13 protein-coding genes and 1 tRNA gene are annotated in these 14,333 nt (G+C 66.7%); 9 read left to right on the forward strand and 5 right to left on the reverse strand.

Translation table 11 applies throughout. From position 1 onward, the window contains the following. The first annotated feature begins 77 nt into the window (after nucleotides 1-77). The 3 genes from LPW26_RS16055 (at nucleotide 78) to LPW26_RS16065 (ending at nucleotide 3,463) form a co-directional block, all read left to right on the forward strand. Nucleotides 78-1,064, forward strand: a complete 987-nt coding sequence (locus tag LPW26_RS16055) for an ATP-grasp domain-containing protein (RefSeq protein ID WP_238736418.1) — start codon at nucleotides 78-80, stop codon at nucleotides 1,062-1,064. Next, nucleotides 1,065-2,381 (forward strand): bifunctional folylpolyglutamate synthase/dihydrofolate synthase, encoded by a 1,317-nt coding sequence (locus tag LPW26_RS16060; protein WP_238736419.1) that lies wholly within the window; start codon nucleotides 1,065-1,067, stop codon nucleotides 2,379-2,381. It abuts the gene before it with no gap. A gap of 83 nt (nucleotides 2,382-2,464) precedes the next feature. Next, complete coding sequence (locus tag LPW26_RS16065; RefSeq protein ID WP_238736420.1) at nucleotides 2,465-3,463, forward strand: NADP-dependent oxidoreductase; 999 nt, start codon at nucleotides 2,465-2,467, stop codon at nucleotides 3,461-3,463. A gap of 30 nt (nucleotides 3,464-3,493) precedes the next feature. Here the strand turns inward: LPW26_RS16065 and LPW26_RS16070 are convergent, their stop codons facing one another. Further along, on the reverse strand, nucleotides 3,494-4,876 hold the full coding sequence (locus LPW26_RS16070; RefSeq protein ID WP_238736421.1) for a glycosyltransferase: 1,383 nt from the start codon (nucleotides 4,874-4,876) through the stop codon (nucleotides 3,494-3,496). On the opposite strand from LPW26_RS16070, the gene LPW26_RS16075 reads away from it, so the two are divergent. Beyond that, the gene (locus tag LPW26_RS16075; RefSeq protein ID WP_238736422.1) at nucleotides 4,848-6,287 is read left to right on the forward strand and encodes a hypothetical protein; all 1,440 of its coding nucleotides are present in this window, start codon (nucleotides 4,848-4,850) and stop codon (nucleotides 6,285-6,287) included. The genes LPW26_RS16070 and LPW26_RS16075 overlap by 29 nt on opposite strands. Before the next feature lie 58 nt (nucleotides 6,288-6,345). Here LPW26_RS16075 and LPW26_RS16080 read toward each other — a convergent pair. Continuing rightward, nucleotides 6,346-6,422, reverse strand: a tRNA-Arg gene (locus tag LPW26_RS16080). 435 nt (nucleotides 6,423-6,857) lie between these two features. Here LPW26_RS16080 and LPW26_RS16085 point away from each other — a divergent pair. Further along, entirely contained in the window at nucleotides 6,858-7,442 is a 585-nt protein-coding gene (locus LPW26_RS16085) for a YidB family protein (RefSeq protein WP_238736423.1), read from the forward strand. Between the two features lie 112 nt (nucleotides 7,443-7,554). Then, nucleotides 7,555-7,815 (forward strand): GlsB/YeaQ/YmgE family stress response membrane protein, encoded by a 261-nt coding sequence (locus LPW26_RS16090; protein WP_238736424.1) that lies wholly within the window; start codon nucleotides 7,555-7,557, stop codon nucleotides 7,813-7,815. 111 nt (nucleotides 7,816-7,926) lie between these two features. Here the strand turns inward: LPW26_RS16090 and LPW26_RS16095 are convergent, their stop codons facing one another. After that, the gene (locus LPW26_RS16095; protein WP_238736425.1) at nucleotides 7,927-8,736 is read right to left on the reverse strand and encodes an SDR family NAD(P)-dependent oxidoreductase; all 810 of its coding nucleotides are present in this window, start codon (nucleotides 8,734-8,736) and stop codon (nucleotides 7,927-7,929) included. A 255-nt stretch (nucleotides 8,737-8,991) separates the two neighbouring features. Here LPW26_RS16095 and LPW26_RS16100 point away from each other — a divergent pair, with 255 nt between their 5' ends. The 3 genes from LPW26_RS16100 to LPW26_RS16110 are packed head-to-tail and all read left to right on the forward strand — an operon-like array spanning nucleotide 8,992 to nucleotide 12,083. Continuing rightward, a complete protein-coding gene (locus LPW26_RS16100) occupies nucleotides 8,992-10,056 on the forward strand; it encodes an acyl-CoA dehydrogenase family protein (protein ID WP_238736426.1) in 1,065 nt (354 codons plus the stop codon). Between the two features lie 24 nt (nucleotides 10,057-10,080). After that, complete coding sequence (locus LPW26_RS16105) at nucleotides 10,081-11,241, forward strand: acyl-CoA dehydrogenase family protein (RefSeq protein ID WP_238736427.1); 1,161 nt, start codon at nucleotides 10,081-10,083, stop codon at nucleotides 11,239-11,241. Nucleotides 11,242-11,276: 35 nt separating this feature from the next. Further along, complete coding sequence (locus LPW26_RS16110; protein WP_238736428.1) at nucleotides 11,277-12,083, forward strand: enoyl-CoA hydratase/isomerase family protein; 807 nt, start codon at nucleotides 11,277-11,279, stop codon at nucleotides 12,081-12,083. Nucleotides 12,084-12,716: 633 nt separating this feature from the next. On the opposite strand, the gene LPW26_RS16115 is transcribed toward LPW26_RS16110, so the two are convergent. After that, entirely contained in the window at nucleotides 12,717-13,481 is a 765-nt protein-coding gene (locus LPW26_RS16115; protein WP_238736429.1) for a VOC family protein, read from the reverse strand. A 2-nt stretch (nucleotides 13,482-13,483) separates the two neighbouring features. Further along, complete coding sequence (locus LPW26_RS16120) at nucleotides 13,484-14,272, reverse strand: enoyl-CoA hydratase (protein ID WP_238736430.1); 789 nt, start codon at nucleotides 14,270-14,272, stop codon at nucleotides 13,484-13,486. Between the last annotated feature and the right edge of the window lie 61 nt (nucleotides 14,273-14,333).

Raw genomic sequence — 14,333 nt, forward strand, 5'->3', positions numbered from 1 at the left:
TGGATCACGCCTCGTTGATCCGCTAGGTTGCGGCCATGCAAGTCGTCCGGGCGCGGACCGCGGTGGGCCGGAGTGTGATGCCGAAGCTTCAGGACTATCGCGCCGGAAAGCCGGGATATTATCCCGATCAGGCGATCTATGCGGCCTATGCGTGTGCACGGCTCGGCCTGTCCTTTCAGGATCTCGACGGCGGCAGTGGATTGCTGTTCAGCGTGGCCTCAAACGCCACGGAAGTGTGCTTCGGCGGCGGGCGCTGTTCGTATTATCCGCAGAACAATGCCACGGCGGCCACACTCGCCACCGACAAGGCGCTCGCCAATGCGCTACTCGAACGCGCCGGTGTGGCGACGCTGGGCGGGAACTACTTCTTTCTGCACGATCGCCACCAGGCCCTGCGTCCCGCCGGACACAACCGCGGCGACGCGGCCGCGTATCTCGCCGGCCTCGGCGGCCGCGCCTTCGCCAAGCCGCTGACCGGGTCGCGCGGCGACTTCGCGCAGATCATCGAGGGGCCCGCGGCGCTGGCCGCGTATCTGGGCGAGGTCGGGCGCACCTACGATTCGGTGCTGATCCAGCCGGTCGCCTCGGGGGACGAGTACCGGGTGTTCGTGATCGACGGCAATGTTCTCTACAGCGCCCGAAAGCTGCCGCCTTACGTGATCGGCGATGGCACGCGCACGCTGCGCACGCTCGTCGCCGAGCACGATCGCGCATTGCGGGCGCACGGGCTGTCGGAGAGCGCGACGGACGATGCGGCGTTCGATCGCGTGCCCGCGGCGGGCGAGCGCTGCGACATTGCCGGGCGGATGAATCTCAGCGCCGGCGGCGTGATGAGCATGGCGGACGCCGGCGCGGCGGCGGTTGCCGCTGCGACGACGGCGGTGAAAGCGCTCGGGCTGCGGCTCGGCGCGGTCGATCTGTTCGTCGATCCGGACGATGCCGCGTCGGTTCGAGTCATCGAGGTCAACGCCAACCCGGCGATCCGCTTTCTGGAAAGCTGCGGCCGCGCCGATCTGATAGTTGCGATCTGGCGTCACACCTTCACCACCATGGGACTGCTGTAAATGTTCGACCTGCCGAAATACGGCGAAGGCCTGTGCCTGGCGCGGCTCGGCGCCCTGCTGGGCAGGCTCGGCGTCGACCGGGAGCGGCTGCGGCGTAGTGCTGTCGCGGTGTGCGGCTCCAACGGCAAGGGCTCGACCGCCGCCTTCACGGCCAGCATCGGGCGTGCCTTCGGGCTGCGCACCGGGCTGTTCACCTCGCCGCATCTCACCCGCTTCAACGAGCGCTTCCGCCTCGACGGCGAGCCGATCGCCGACGAGCTGCTGAACCCGCTGCTGGCGCGCGTCACGGATGCGCTCGCCGACGTCGCGCGCGAGCGCGGCGAGAAGTTCGGCGCGTTCGAGGCGCAGTTCGCGCTGGCCTGCGTGTACTTCCAGCAGAGCGCGTGTGATCTGGCGGTGTTCGAAGCCGGCATCGGCGGCCGCTACGATCCGGTGCGGCTGCTCGGCGCGCCGGTCAGCTGTGTCGCCTCTGTCGACCTCGAACACACCGCGCTGCTCGGCGATTCGCTGGAACTGATCGTCTCCGACAAGAGCGACGCCTGCGCGGCCGGCGGCACCATCGTGTATGGCGAGAACTGCCGGCCGCTGCGCGATCACCTCACCGAGTACAATCGCAGTCGCAACGTCGAGGCGCTGTTTGTCGGCGACGCTATCGGCATCGCCAATGCCACGATCGTCGAGGCGCGGCAGCGCTTCGATCTGCGGATCGGCGATCGCACCTATCAGGGACTGGAGACCTCGCTGCTCGGCGCCTTCCAGCTCAATAACGCGGCGGTCGCCGCCGCGCTGGTGTCGCTATGGGTACGGCGGGCGCGTCCCGATCACGATCCGGCGCGCGTCGAGACTGCGATCCGCAACGGCCTGTGCGACGCGCGCTGGCCGGGACGCCTGGAGACGATCAGCACCGAGCCGCTCACCGTGATCGATGTCGGCCACACGCCGGACGGCATCCGGCAGGCGCTCGCCGGGCTTTCAGCGGCGCATGGCCCGCAGGGCTGGCTGCTGGTGCTCGGCGTGTCGCGCGACAAGGCCGCGGCCGAGATCGTGAATGCGCTGGCGCCGTCGTTCGACACCATCGTGTGCAGCTCGGCGCATCACAAGGGCGCGCCGGCCGACGTCATCGCCGAAGCTGCGCGCGCGGCCAATCCGCGCGCCGAGGTGTACGTCGCCGCGACGGTTGCGGACGCGGTGCATGACGCGCGCGCGTTGGCCGAGCGGCTCGGCGCGCGGATCTACGTGGCGGGCGGGCTGTTCCTGGCGATCGAATTCGCCACCGTGCTGCGCGGCGGCCGCGCCGAGGATCTGCGCTTCTTCTGATCGCGGCCATTTGAAAGTTGCGCATCGGCGCAGCGCCGATTAGCGTCCGCGCCCGATACAAAACAATCGCCAAGGGAGAACGCATGACCGCCGTCAATCGCCAGGTGCTGCTGATCGAGAAGCCGAAAGAGAAGCTCGGGACCGAGCATTTTCGGATGGCGGACGCCGCGATGCCGGAGCCGAAGGACGGCGAGGCGCTGGTCAAGGTACGCTACATCTCGCTCGACGCCGCCAACCGCGCCTGGATGCAGGGCGCGACCTATCGGGCCGCGGTCGAGACCGACAGCGTGATGCCGGGCGGCGGCATTGCCGAAGTGGTGAGTTCGAAGGCGCCCGGGCTCGCAGCCGGCGACATCGTATTCGCCGACACCGGCTGGCAGGACTACGCGGCGCTGCCCGCCAAGCATCTCACCAAGCTGCCGAAGGTCGAGCCGCTGACGCATCTACTCAGCGTCTACGGCATCGCCGGCCTGACCGCGTACTTTGGCCTGCTCGACATCGGCCAGCCGAAAGCCGGCGAGACCGTCGTGGTGTCGGCCGCGGCTGGTTCGGTGGGGTCGATCGTCGGCCAGATCGCCAAACTCAAGGGCTGCCGCGTCGTCGGCATCGCGGGCGGCAAGGCCAAGTGCGACTGGCTGGTGAACGAACTCGGCTTCGACGCCGCCGTCGACTACAAGGACGGCGCTCTGTTCAAGGCGCTGCGCGCCGCGGCGCCGAACGGCATCGACGTGTATTTCGACAATGTCGGCGGCGACATTCTCGAGGCCTGCCTGGCCCAGATGAACCTCAAGGGCCGCATCGCCTGTTGCGGCGCCGTCTCGCAATACGACCGCACCCCCTCGGCCACCGGCCCGCGTGGCGTGCCCGGACTGATCGTGGTGAAGCGCCTGATCATGCAGGGCTTCATCGTGATGGACTACATGGACCGCCGCGACGAGGCCGTGGCCGAGCTGCAGGGCTGGGTCGAAAGCGGCAAGCTCAAGGTGCAGGAAGACGTCATCGACGGCCTCGAGAACACCCCGCAGGCGCTGATCGGACTCTTGGCGGGCGAGAACCGCGGCAAGCGGATGGTGAAGGTCTAAGGAGCTTCAACGGAGAGGGGCGGATCGAACTCATCGGACCGCGCTCGGCCGACCCCTCGGTTCAAGTTGGCGCTTGATCGCCCTGAAGCCTTCTTCGAGGCGCCGGCCGATCTCTGGCGTCGGGATCGCCCAGAATTTGAAGGGGGGCGCGGTCTGCGCGACACCCGCGAGGACGTGATAATAGCTCTCCGCAAGCACGCCGGGGCGTCGCGCCACCACCTCGGCGCCCTCGGCGAGTTCGTTTCCCGATTCTGGAGCACCGCATACCAGCTCTCGGACAGCGTCACGCCACGCGTCGCGCGTATTGGCGCCGACGATGCGCCGCGGCAAATCGCTGTCGATGAAAGGCAAAGCGGGCGAATAGGCTCCAGCGACCCGACTGGAGTCGTACTGCGCAATCTTGATATCGGATTTGCAGTCGGCGAATCTCTGTAAGGGCGGCGGCAATTGCTGGCTCAGCGGCGCGACGGCGATGAGGTTCTCGTCGGCAAGCAGCCGCAGATAGGCCGCCGGCTCCAGCCAGTCGATGCGGCGGCCGGCGCCGAGGCACCACTGCATTCGCGTCGGAAATCGGCCGATCAGCAGAACCTCTAGGCCCTCCAGCCGTGCGGCGTCGCCGATGCCGGCGCAGACATCCTCGATATCCGGAGCCAGCATCGGCTCCGCGCTCGAGGTCCATATGATCGCCCCGCAGGAGCCCGCCTTTCGGGGCGGTGCTCGATCCTGACCCGGATTCGGCAGAAACCTCGCCTTCGCGCTGATCGCTCCGCCGACGATGCGATCGAGTTCGTCGAGCAGGCGGCGGGACGGCGACGTCACCGCTGCCGCATGGCACAGGCACCATCGGATCGACTTCTGCTGCTGCGCGCGGCGGCGGCCTGCCGGTTCGGCGCAACTATCGTCGTCCGAAAGGATGAGATCGTCGATGTCGTAGACGAAAGGCAGATCGTGGTCACGCAGCCACCGCGTTTGCCGCTGGCTCAAATTGCGATGCGCAATTAAGACATCGTATCTGTCCGAGACGTTGCCGCTGAGCCGCATGTTGCGATCGACGAATGCGAGGCGCACCCGGCCGGACAGGCAGAGCGGGACCAGCAAAGGAATAATTCTGATATCTGCGGTCAGCCTGTCCGAAATAAAGAACAGGACCCGAAGCGGCGGCATTGCGGCCTGCGAAAATAATAGAGAAAAAAATAATACTGGCTGGCACGATAAGTAAGATGTCGTCGGGCGTGAATACGTCATCAGTCGAATGCATGCCGACTCGATTATGATGCTACCCGCCACGACTAATCCGAGTTGGACTACTTTCGACTGATCCCGCGAGCGCCGCATGACAAACGAGACCGCTGAGAGTGCATTGCCGCAGAAGAAATCGGCCTCGATGTCGGTCGCCATCACGGTCGCGATCATCTGCCTGATCAACGTGGCGCTCGTCGCCTGGCAGGCTCACATCGACCAGATCAACAACGACGGTATCCTGTACGTACGCGCGGCGCGATTGTTCGCGTCGGGAGACTGGGACGGCGCGCGGCAATTGTTCTTCTGGTTCGCCTATCCGTTGCTGGTCGGCAGCACGATGGCCGCGACTAGCGTGGACGCATGGCCGCTCGCGCTCTTCCTGAATGGCGCCGCCTCGACCCTGACGGTGCTGCTGATCTTGCGTTGCGCCTGGATCGTTCGGCCGCAGCGCGCGACGCTGATCGCGGCCGCGCTGCTGCTGTTCGGCAATCTCTGGTTCAACGACCTGCGCGCCACCATCGTGCGTGAGCATTTCTATTTCTTGTTCATGATCGCAGGCTTCTATTGCGCCCTTCGCGATCTGCAATCCCCGCGCATGGCCTACAAATTCGGCTTCGCAGGCCTGACCCTCGTCGCCGCGGCGTTTCGCATCGAGGCGCTCGGATTTCTCGTCCTGGTCCCGACGCTGAGGATCGTCTTCGAATCGACGTCGCGCCCGATGAGATGGGCCGCCATCGCCCTCCTCATCCTGGCGCCGCTCGCGGCCCTGGCCGCGATTGCTGGCTGGAGCAACTCCGGCAGTCTGCAAAACCTGCTCGCAGCGCCGGCGGCCCGCATCGAGATCCTGCGTTCCGAGGTGCTGTTTCCGTTCGAGTCGCGCAAAGCGTCCTACGCGTATGTGGCGATGGTCGGCGGCTTGCTGCTCTACGGCCTCGTGACCGCCATCGGAGTTGCCACCATCCTGCTGGTCGGATTCGCTGCGCGCGCGGACGGCACGGTGCGGCGCTCATCCGGGCTCCGTCTGGCGGGTGTGTACTTGCTGTCGGGCATCGTCATCTACGCCACGCAGGTCTATTTCAATCTCGTCTTCGATCCGCGCCACGGCCTGATTCTTTCGCTGATCTTCACTCCTTTCGCGGCGGTCGGCCTGGCTGACCTTTATCGCGCGACGAAGTCGCAGCGGAGGATTTGGACGAGGGTGCTCGCAGGCCTCATCGCCGCGTTGTTGTTGGCGGGATTCGCCGTTGGCATGCGCAAGTCGGACTCGCAGAGCTATCGGATGACGGCCGGTGCCTGGCTGGCGAGCCATCTTCCAAAAACCGCGCGGATCGCCAGCAACAGCAATCAGATCCTGTTCTATGGCGGCTTCGCCAATACGACGCCCGATCTCGTCGTCGGCTTGGGCCCGCAACGACCAAATCCCGCCATCTTCGACCGCTGGTCGGACTATGACGCCGTGGTGCTGGAGCTGCGGCAGAGCCAGACGGGCCTGGCGCAAGAGCTGCAATCGCGCTTCGGCCAGTCGCCGGTCGAGACATTGACCAACAGCCGCGGCGACGAGATCCTGATTTATCGACGATGAAGATCAACTGGCGGGAGCAGGTCCCGATCACTCGCGCTTGCTTGGAGCAAGCGAGAATTGGCGATCCCGGGATGACTCGAACATCCGACCTACGGTTTAGGAAACCGCCGCTCTATCCGGCTGAGCTACGGGACCGGCCGGCCGCGGCGTGCCGCGGGCCTGGCAAAACCAAATAGCAGAGGGCCCCGCGAATCGCCACCCCCGGAATGAGCGATCGGGCTCAGCCCATACCCCGCGGCCACGGGTCATCGCCCGCAAAAGCGGGCGATCCAGTATCCCAGAGTGCCGACGATGATCACCAGCGGCGCTCTGGGATACTGGGCCCTCCGCTTTCGCGGAGGGTGACGGTTGGGGGTGGGGCGGGCGCAGTGCTCTCGATACGCCCGTCACGGTCTCGTCACACATCCGGTTAGTCCGATCCGCACCGTCCCTGCCTTGCTGCCGCCCCGGGGCGTTCCTATCTCTGGCCGGCCGTGAACGAAGCGGCGCGGTTTGCGTTGCTGTCGGCTTGTTGCCGCCGGTTCATGTTGGGCCGGTAGACTGATTGCACAGGGTCACAGGGAGGCCACGATGGGTTTGCTCGACATTCTGAACGGCATGCAGAACGGTCCGCGCGGCCCGGCCGATCCGAACGACAAGAGCGGCGGGATGTCCAAGTTCACCATGGCGATCCTCGCGCTGCTTGCCTACAAGGCCTACAAGCACGTCACCGCCGACAATCATCCGCAGGTGCCAGACGGAAGCGGACGGCCGCCCTCGGTGCCGAATTCGCCGCCGCCCAACACGATCAACGCCGGCATGCCCGGCGGCGGGCTGAGCGATATGCTGAAGGGCGGGCTCGGCGGTCTGCTGGCCGGCGGCGCCGCGGGCAGCATCCTGTCGGGCGGGCTTGGTGATCTTCTGCGGCAATTCCAGACCAGCGGGCTTGGCGACGCCGCCAACTCCTGGGTCGGCCGCGGCGAGAACCAGTCGATCGGCCCGAACGATCTCGCCAACGCGCTCGGCGCCGATCAGCTCGAGATGCTGCAGCACCAGACCGGGATGTCGCGCGAGGAGCTGCTCGACGGCCTCAGCCACCAGCTGCCGCAATTCATCGACCAGATGACCCCCGAGGGCCGTCTGCCGAACGAAGACGAAGCCTCGCGCTGGATCTGAACCTCGGCGCACGCAGCCGAGACGGAACCTTTGGCCGGCCATCCTCATTGAGCGGAACGGCCGTGCGTTCCGCCGGCCGCGTAGCAGCAACCAACATCTGAAGGAACGGGCGATGGGCGGGATACTCTGGATCATCTTGGTCGGCTTCGTCGCCGGCATCATTGCCAGGCTGCTGACGCCCGGTCCGAACAATCCGCAGGGCTTCCTGCTGACGACGGTGCTCGGCATCGTCGGCGCCTTCGTGGCCACCGCGATCGGCCAGGCGATCGGGCATTACGGCCCCAACCAGGGCGCCGGCTTCATCACCGCAACGATCGGCGCGGTGTTGGTGCTGTTTGTCTGGAACAGGTTTACAGCCCGACGATCGATGTAGGCGGGGCAGCACCGACACGTCGTCATTGCAAGCTTGAGCGAGCAATCCAGCCCGTGCACCGGGCTGGATTGCTTCGTCGGCTACGCTTCCTCGCTAGGACGGCTTCGCTTGTTACTGCTTGCGCGTCACGGCCTTGAACTCGCCGAGATGCATGCCGGCATCCATGCGGACCAGCTCGCCCGTCATGCTGCTCGACCGCGGCGTGGCGAGGAAGCACACCAGTTCGGCGATGTCCTCCGGTGACGAGGCGATCTGCAGCGGCACCAGCGACGTCACCGCATCGCGTACCTGCTTGGCGGCCTCGGCGCCGCGGCCCTTGGTGAACCACGGCGTGTCGATATAGCCCGGGCAGATGGCGTTGACCCGGATCGCCGGCGCCAGCGCGCGCGCCAGAGACATCGTCATCACGTTGAGCGCGCCCTTGCTGGCCGCATAGGCGATCGACGAGCCGACGCCGCTGATGCCCGCCACCGACGACACGTTCACCACCGCGCTGGCGCGGCCGGATGCCTTGGCGCCGGCTTCCAGCAGCGCGCGCGCCGCGCGAACCATCTGATACGGACCGATCGTGTTGATGGCGTAGAGCCGCTGGAAATCCTCGGCCGACAATTCGTCGAGCAGATGATGGGCGACATGCTTGGTGGTGCCGGCGTTGTTGATCAGCGCGTCGAGCACGCCCCAATGCGCCACGGCTGCGACGATCTTCCTGCAGTCCTCGTCCTTGGAGACGTCGCCCTGAGCCACCACCACTTCGGCGGCGCCGAGCTTGCGGCATTCCTCGGCGACGGCGTGCGCGTCGGTCTCGCTCGACGCGTAGTTGATCAGCAGCCGGGCGCCGTCCTGTGCCAGAATCCTGGCTGTCGCCGCGCCGAGACCGGACGCCGATCCGGTCACGATCACATTCAGTCCACCCTTCGCCATCTTTGCTCCGTTCATCCGTTCACGCCCGCAGCGCGTGCGCCACCATATCGGCTGCGAGGCGCTCGGCAAGCGTGAGACTCTCAAGGTCAGTCCCACCGGGCGGAATAACACCATGCCGCCGTTGCAGGCGGCTGCGCGCGGGCCGCCGCTTGTCATCGCTGGCGGTTTTCCGCATCATGCTGCGCAACAACAAGGCTGCAGCTCCCTGTCCGCGTCGCGCGGACTGCGACGAGATTGCGCGAACCGGGGAACGCTGTGACGGAGACCGACAACATCGTCGTCGAGACCGCGGAGAAGATCTTCGCCGACCTCGCCGACGCGCAGACCATCAACGCCGACAAATCCGGAAGCTGGAAAGCGCCGCTGTGGCAGGCGCTCGGCGAATCCGGCCTGCCGCTGTCCTGGGTGTCGGACGAGTTCGGCGGGTCCGGCGCCAGCCTGGCGGAAGGTTTTGGCGTGCTCAACGCCGCCGGCCGCGCCGGCCTGCCGGTGCCGCTCGCCGAAACGATGCTGGCCGGCTGGCTGCTGGCGCAGGGCGGGATCACTTCGCCCGAAGGCGCGATGACGATCGCGCCGGCGCATCCGAAGGATCGTATCACGCTGGCGGCCGACGGCACCCTGACGGGCCGCGCCCGCGGCGTGCCGTTCGCCCAGGACGCGCAGCATATCGCGGTGCTGGCGCAGGGCCCCAACGGCGCGTCGATCGCGCTGGTCGAGGCCTCCGCCTGCCGGATCGAGAAGGGACTGGGCCTCGGCAACGATGCGTCCGACGTGGTGTCGTTCGACAAGACCACACCTCTGCAGCTGGCCTCCGCATCCGAGGACTTCGGCGCCACCGCGCTGCTGCTGATGGGCTCGGTCGCGCGCAGCCTGCAGATCGCCGGTGCGCTCGAGACGCTGCTGGAGATCAGCGTGGCCTACGCCAACGACCGCGTCGCGTTCGAAAAGAAGATCAGCAAATTCCAGGCGGTGCAGCACAATCTCGCGAAGCTCGCCGGCGAGACGTCCGCCGCACTGGCCGCCGCGACCTCAGCGGCCGATGCGATCAGCACCGCGGCGGCGTTCGACGATGCGGTGTTTCTCGAAGCCGCGGCCGCCAAGATCCGCTGCGCCGAAGCGGCCGAAAAGGGCGCGGCGATCGCCCATCAGGTGCATGGCGCGATCGGCTTCACGTCCGAGCACATCCTGCATCGCTACTCGCTGCGCGCGCTCGCCTGGCGCGACGATTTCGGCAACGAGAGCCATTGGGCGGTCGAGCTCGGCCGCATGGTGGCCAAGCGCGGCGCCGACGATCTGTGGCCGCTGGTCGCCTCGCGCTGACCGCATCAAACGAGTAGCAACACCATGACCGCCGCCCTCCGTTTCGATCCGATCCGTCTGCCGCCCGTCTGCGAAGAGCTGCGCAAGGAAGTCCGCGCATTTCTCGCCGAGGAGATCGCCGCCGGCACCTTCGATCCGCACAAGCCGCAGCGTGAGGACACCGACGCACCGGAATTTTCGCGCCGGGTCGGCGAGCGCGGCTGGCTCGGCATGACCTGGCCGAAGCAATATGGCGGCCACGAGCGCAGCTTCCTGGAGCGCTACGTCGTCACCGAGGAGATGCGCGTCGCCAATGCGCCGACCCGGCGGTTCTTCGTCGCCGACCGGCAGAGCGGGCCGGTGCTGCTGAAATACGCGCCCGAGCACATCAAGATGGACATCCTGCCGCGGATCTGCCGCGGCGAGCTGTGCTTTGCGATCGGCATGAGCGAGCCGAATTCCGGGTCGGATCTGTTCGCCGCCAAGACCAAGGCGACCAAGACCGATGGCGGCTGGCTGATCAACGGCTCGAAGATCTGGACCACCTCGGCGCATATCGCCGACTACATGATCGCGATCTTCCGCACCTCGCCGTCCACCAAGGAGAACCGTCGCCACGGCCTGACGCAGTTCCTGGTGAACATGAAGACGCCGGGCATCAAGGTGAACCCGATCGCGCAGATCACCGGCCAGCACGAATTCAACGAGGTGGTGTTCACCGACGCCTTCGTGCCGGACGATCACGTACTCGGCGAGATCGACGGCGCCTGGAAACAGGCGACCTCCGAGCTCGCCTATGAGCGCTCCGGGCCGGAGCGCTTCCTCGAGACTTACTACGTGCTGACCGAACTGGTGCGCGCGCTCGGGCCCGAGCCGGATACGCGCGGCGCAGAGGGCATCGGCCGGCTGGTGGCGCAGCTGCATACGATGCGGCGGATGTCGGTGTCGGTCGCCGGCATGCTGCAAGCCGGCAAGGAGCCGGTGGTCGAAGCCTCGATCGTCAAGGACATCGGCACGGTGTGGGAGCAGCAGCTGCCGCACCGCGTGCGCGAACTGTCCGCCTTCGTCGACGCGGAGAACTCGAACCACGCCACGCTGGGCGAACTCACCGCGTTCGCCACCCAGCTGGCGCCGAAACTCACCATCCAGGGCGGCACCACCGAGGTGCTGCGCGGCATCATCGCGCGCGGCCTCGGCCTGCGCTGAACGCGGCGCGCCTCTCGAACTCTGAAGGACTTACCATGAGCAAATTCACCGACATCGCGGTCGAAATCACCGGCCACGTCGCTTTGATCGAGATCCAGCGTCCGCCGCTGAATTTCTTCGACATCTCGCTGATCCAGCAGATCGCCAACGCGCTCGACGAGATCGACGCCAATCCGGAGGTCCGCGCCACAGTGCTGGCCGCGCAGGGCAAGGCGTTCTGCGCTGGCGCCAATTTCGGCGATCCGGCGCGCAAGGAAATCGACGAAAAGGCCGCACAGGGCGATCCGGCCGACAGCCTCGGCCAGATCGGGCATCTGTACATGGAAGCAGTGCGAATCTTCCGCGCCAAGAAGCCGATCGTCGCCGCGATCCATGGCGCCGCGATCGGCGGCGGGCTCGGGCTCGCGGTGTCGGCCGATTTCCGCATCACCTGCCCGGAAGCGCGGTTCTCCGCCAACTTCACCAAGCTCGGCTTCCATCCCGGCTTCGGCCTGACGGTGACGCTGCCCGAGCTGATCGGCCAGAACAACGCCGAGCTGATGTTCTACACCTCGCGTCGCATCACCGGCGAGGATGCCGTGAAGATGGGCCTTGCCAACGAGCTGGTGCCGCTCAACGAAGTGCGCAGCGCCGCCCTGAAGCTCGCCCGCGAGATCGCCGAATGCTCGCCGCTCGGCCTGCTCTCGACCCGCGCGACGATGCGCGCCAATCTGGCCGACCGGGTGATGGAAGCCACCAAGCACGAACTCGCCGAACAAACGCGGCTGCGCGCCACCGAGGACTTCAAGGAAGGCGTCAAAGCCACCGAAGAACGCCGCGCCGCGCATTTCAAGGGGCGCTGACGGCGTAGCAACGGCTCGTCAGCCCCGAGTCGTCGCCAGCCCCAGTCCGTCATTCCAGGGCACGCGCAGAGCGCGTGAACCCGGAATCCCGACGTGTTCTGCGGCTCAATCGTTTCCACAACTGCGAGATTCCGGGTTCGCTCCGCTGCGCGGAGCGCCCCGGAATGACTCGGGGTCAGGTGGTTAGCTTGTAGTCGACGCTCGGCGAACACGGCGAGCGTCAGGGACAGTGAGGCCCAGCTACGCGTCAGCCCCGGCTCGTCGCCAGCCCCAGTCCGTCATTCCGGGGCACGCGCAGAGCGCGTGAACCCGGAATCCCGAAATGTTCTGCGGCTCAATCGTTTCCACAACTTCGAGATTCCTGGTTCGCTCCGCTTCGCGGAGCGCCCCGGAATGACTCGGGGTTAGGTGGTTAGCTTGTAGTCGACGCTCGGCGAACACGGCGAGCGTCAGGGACAGTGAGGCCCAGCTACGCGTCAGCCCCGGCTCGTCGTCAGCCCCAGGCGGTCATTCCGGGGCACGCGCGTAGCGCGTGAACCCGGAATCCCGACGTGTTCTGCGACTCAATCATTTCCACAACTTCGAGATTCCGGGTTCGCTCCGCTGCGCGGAGCGCCCCGGAATGACTCGTGGTTAGGTGGTTAGCTTGAACTCGACGCCGGCGAGGTTGAAGCCGTCGTCAGTGGAAGTAACACCCTGCGCCTTTGCGGCGTCGCGCACCTTGGCTACGTCCGCGACTTCTAACGTGAGCGCGGTCATCGCTTCGCTGACGCCTTGCACAAACCGGAACGTCGCGTTCGGCAGCTTCAATTCCGGCGCATCGTCGGCACCTGTGCTCACCGGCAGGTCGAGAATCCGTCCCCAATGCGCGGCGAGATCCGCCGGGTCGGGGCTCTGCATTTCGACTGCGGTCAACGCCTGCGTCGTGTCGGTGCGGATCGCCTTGTCCCAATCGGCACCGGCGGGCGGGTAAGGCCCGCGGATGTTGTCGCTGCCTTCGGTGTGGTTGAGTTCGATGAAGGCGGCGCGGCAGTCGCGCGGGTGCAGTTGCACGCCGTGATAGGGCGCATGGTCGATGACGTTGGCGGTGCGCACGCCGAGGCTGGCGGCGTGGCGGCCGCGCGCGTCCGGATCGTCGCAGCAGAAGATCGCCATGTAGCCGCCGCGGCCCCCCGTCTTGTCCAGGAAGCGGCCGGCCGCGGTGCCGGGCTGCGTCGGCGCGACGATTTCCAGCAGCGTGGTGTCGACCGGCAGCAGCACATTTTCGAGGCCGTATTTGCCGACATGCGGATCGCGGTAGCAGATATTCAGCCCCAGGATCGCGGCGAGCTGCGACGCGGCGGGTTCGATCGGCTCGGTGACGAGGCAGATCTGGCGCAGGCGGAGGAACGGCGCCATCGTCAGCGGCCCTGGAACGACGGCTTGCGCTTCTCGACGAAGGCGGCGGCCGCTTCCTTGTGGTCGGCGGTCTCGGCGCAGCGCGAGTGATGCAGCGCCTCGGCGTCGAAGCAGGCTTCGAGCGACAGGCTCTCGGCATTGTTGATGTTGGTCTTGATGTAGCCGAGCGTCACGGTCGGGCCCTGTGCCAGCGAAAGCGCCAGCTCATGCGTCGCCTGCTCGACCTCGGCATCCGGCACCACCTTGGTGACGATGCCGAGCGCCAGCGCGTCCTGCGCGGTGAGCACCGGCGAGGTCAGGTACAGCTCGCGCGCCTTGGCGGCGCCGATCAGCTGCGTCAGGAAATAGGTGCCGCCGAAATCGCCCGACAGCCCGACCTTGGCGAACGCGGTGGTGATCTTGGCCGAGCTACCAGCGACCCGCAGATCGCACGACAGCGCCATCGACAGGCCCGCGCCGGCGGCCGCGCCGTCGATCTGCGCGACGACGGGCTTGGGCATCAGATGAAGGATGCGCGAGACTTCCATGCCGCGGCGCAGATTCGCCACCTTCTGCTCGAGCGGCGGCGGGGCGCCGGCCGCTGCCATCGACTTGACGTCGCCGCCGACGCAGAACGTGCCGCCGGCGCCCTTCAGCAGCACCGCACGCACCTCCGGATCGTCCTTGGCGCGATGCGCCGCCTCGACCAGGCCGCGGATCATCTCCTGATTGAGCGCATTGCGCCGCTCGGGGCGGTTCATCGTGATGGTGAGCAGGCCGCGGTCGAGCTGTTGCAGGACGATGTCGGTCATGGTGGTCCTTGTTGTTGGGCCGTTTTGCGGCCGGGTATCTCACTTTCGTCATTGCGAGCCG

This window comes from Rhodopseudomonas infernalis (genome assembly GCF_022271405.1).
GTDB lineage: Bacteria > Pseudomonadota > Alphaproteobacteria > Rhizobiales > Xanthobacteraceae > Rhodopseudomonas > Rhodopseudomonas infernalis.

What these genes read in the sequence shown, in the direction of transcription:
- LPW26_RS16055 (WP_238736418.1), top strand. Translation starts at nt 78, where the DNA reads ATGCCGAAGCTTCAGGACTATCGCGCCGGAAAGCCGGGATATTATCCC.
- LPW26_RS16060 (WP_238736419.1), top strand. Translation starts at nt 1,065, where the DNA reads ATGTTCGACCTGCCGAAATACGGCGAAGGCCTGTGCCTGGCGCGGCTC.
- LPW26_RS16065 (WP_238736420.1), top strand. Translation starts at nt 2,465, where the DNA reads ATGACCGCCGTCAATCGCCAGGTGCTGCTGATCGAGAAGCCGAAAGAG.
- LPW26_RS16075 (WP_238736422.1), top strand. Translation starts at nt 4,848, where the DNA reads ATGTCGGTCGCCATCACGGTCGCGATCATCTGCCTGATCAACGTGGCG.
- LPW26_RS16070 (WP_238736421.1), bottom strand. Translation starts at nt 4,876, where the DNA reads ATGATCGCGACCGTGATGGCGACCGACATCGAGGCCGATTTCTTCTGC.
- LPW26_RS16085 (WP_238736423.1), top strand. Translation starts at nt 6,858, where the DNA reads ATGGGTTTGCTCGACATTCTGAACGGCATGCAGAACGGTCCGCGCGGC.
- LPW26_RS16090 (WP_238736424.1), top strand. Translation starts at nt 7,555, where the DNA reads ATGGGCGGGATACTCTGGATCATCTTGGTCGGCTTCGTCGCCGGCATC.
- LPW26_RS16095 (WP_238736425.1), bottom strand. Translation starts at nt 8,736, where the DNA reads ATGGCGAAGGGTGGACTGAATGTGATCGTGACCGGATCGGCGTCCGGT.
- LPW26_RS16105 (WP_238736427.1), top strand. Translation starts at nt 10,081, where the DNA reads ATGACCGCCGCCCTCCGTTTCGATCCGATCCGTCTGCCGCCCGTCTGC.
- LPW26_RS16110 (WP_238736428.1), top strand. Translation starts at nt 11,277, where the DNA reads ATGAGCAAATTCACCGACATCGCGGTCGAAATCACCGGCCACGTCGCT.
- LPW26_RS16115 (WP_238736429.1), bottom strand. Translation starts at nt 13,481, where the DNA reads ATGGCGCCGTTCCTCCGCCTGCGCCAGATCTGCCTCGTCACCGAGCCG.
- LPW26_RS16120 (WP_238736430.1), bottom strand. Translation starts at nt 14,272, where the DNA reads ATGACCGACATCGTCCTGCAACAGCTCGACCGCGGCCTGCTCACCATC.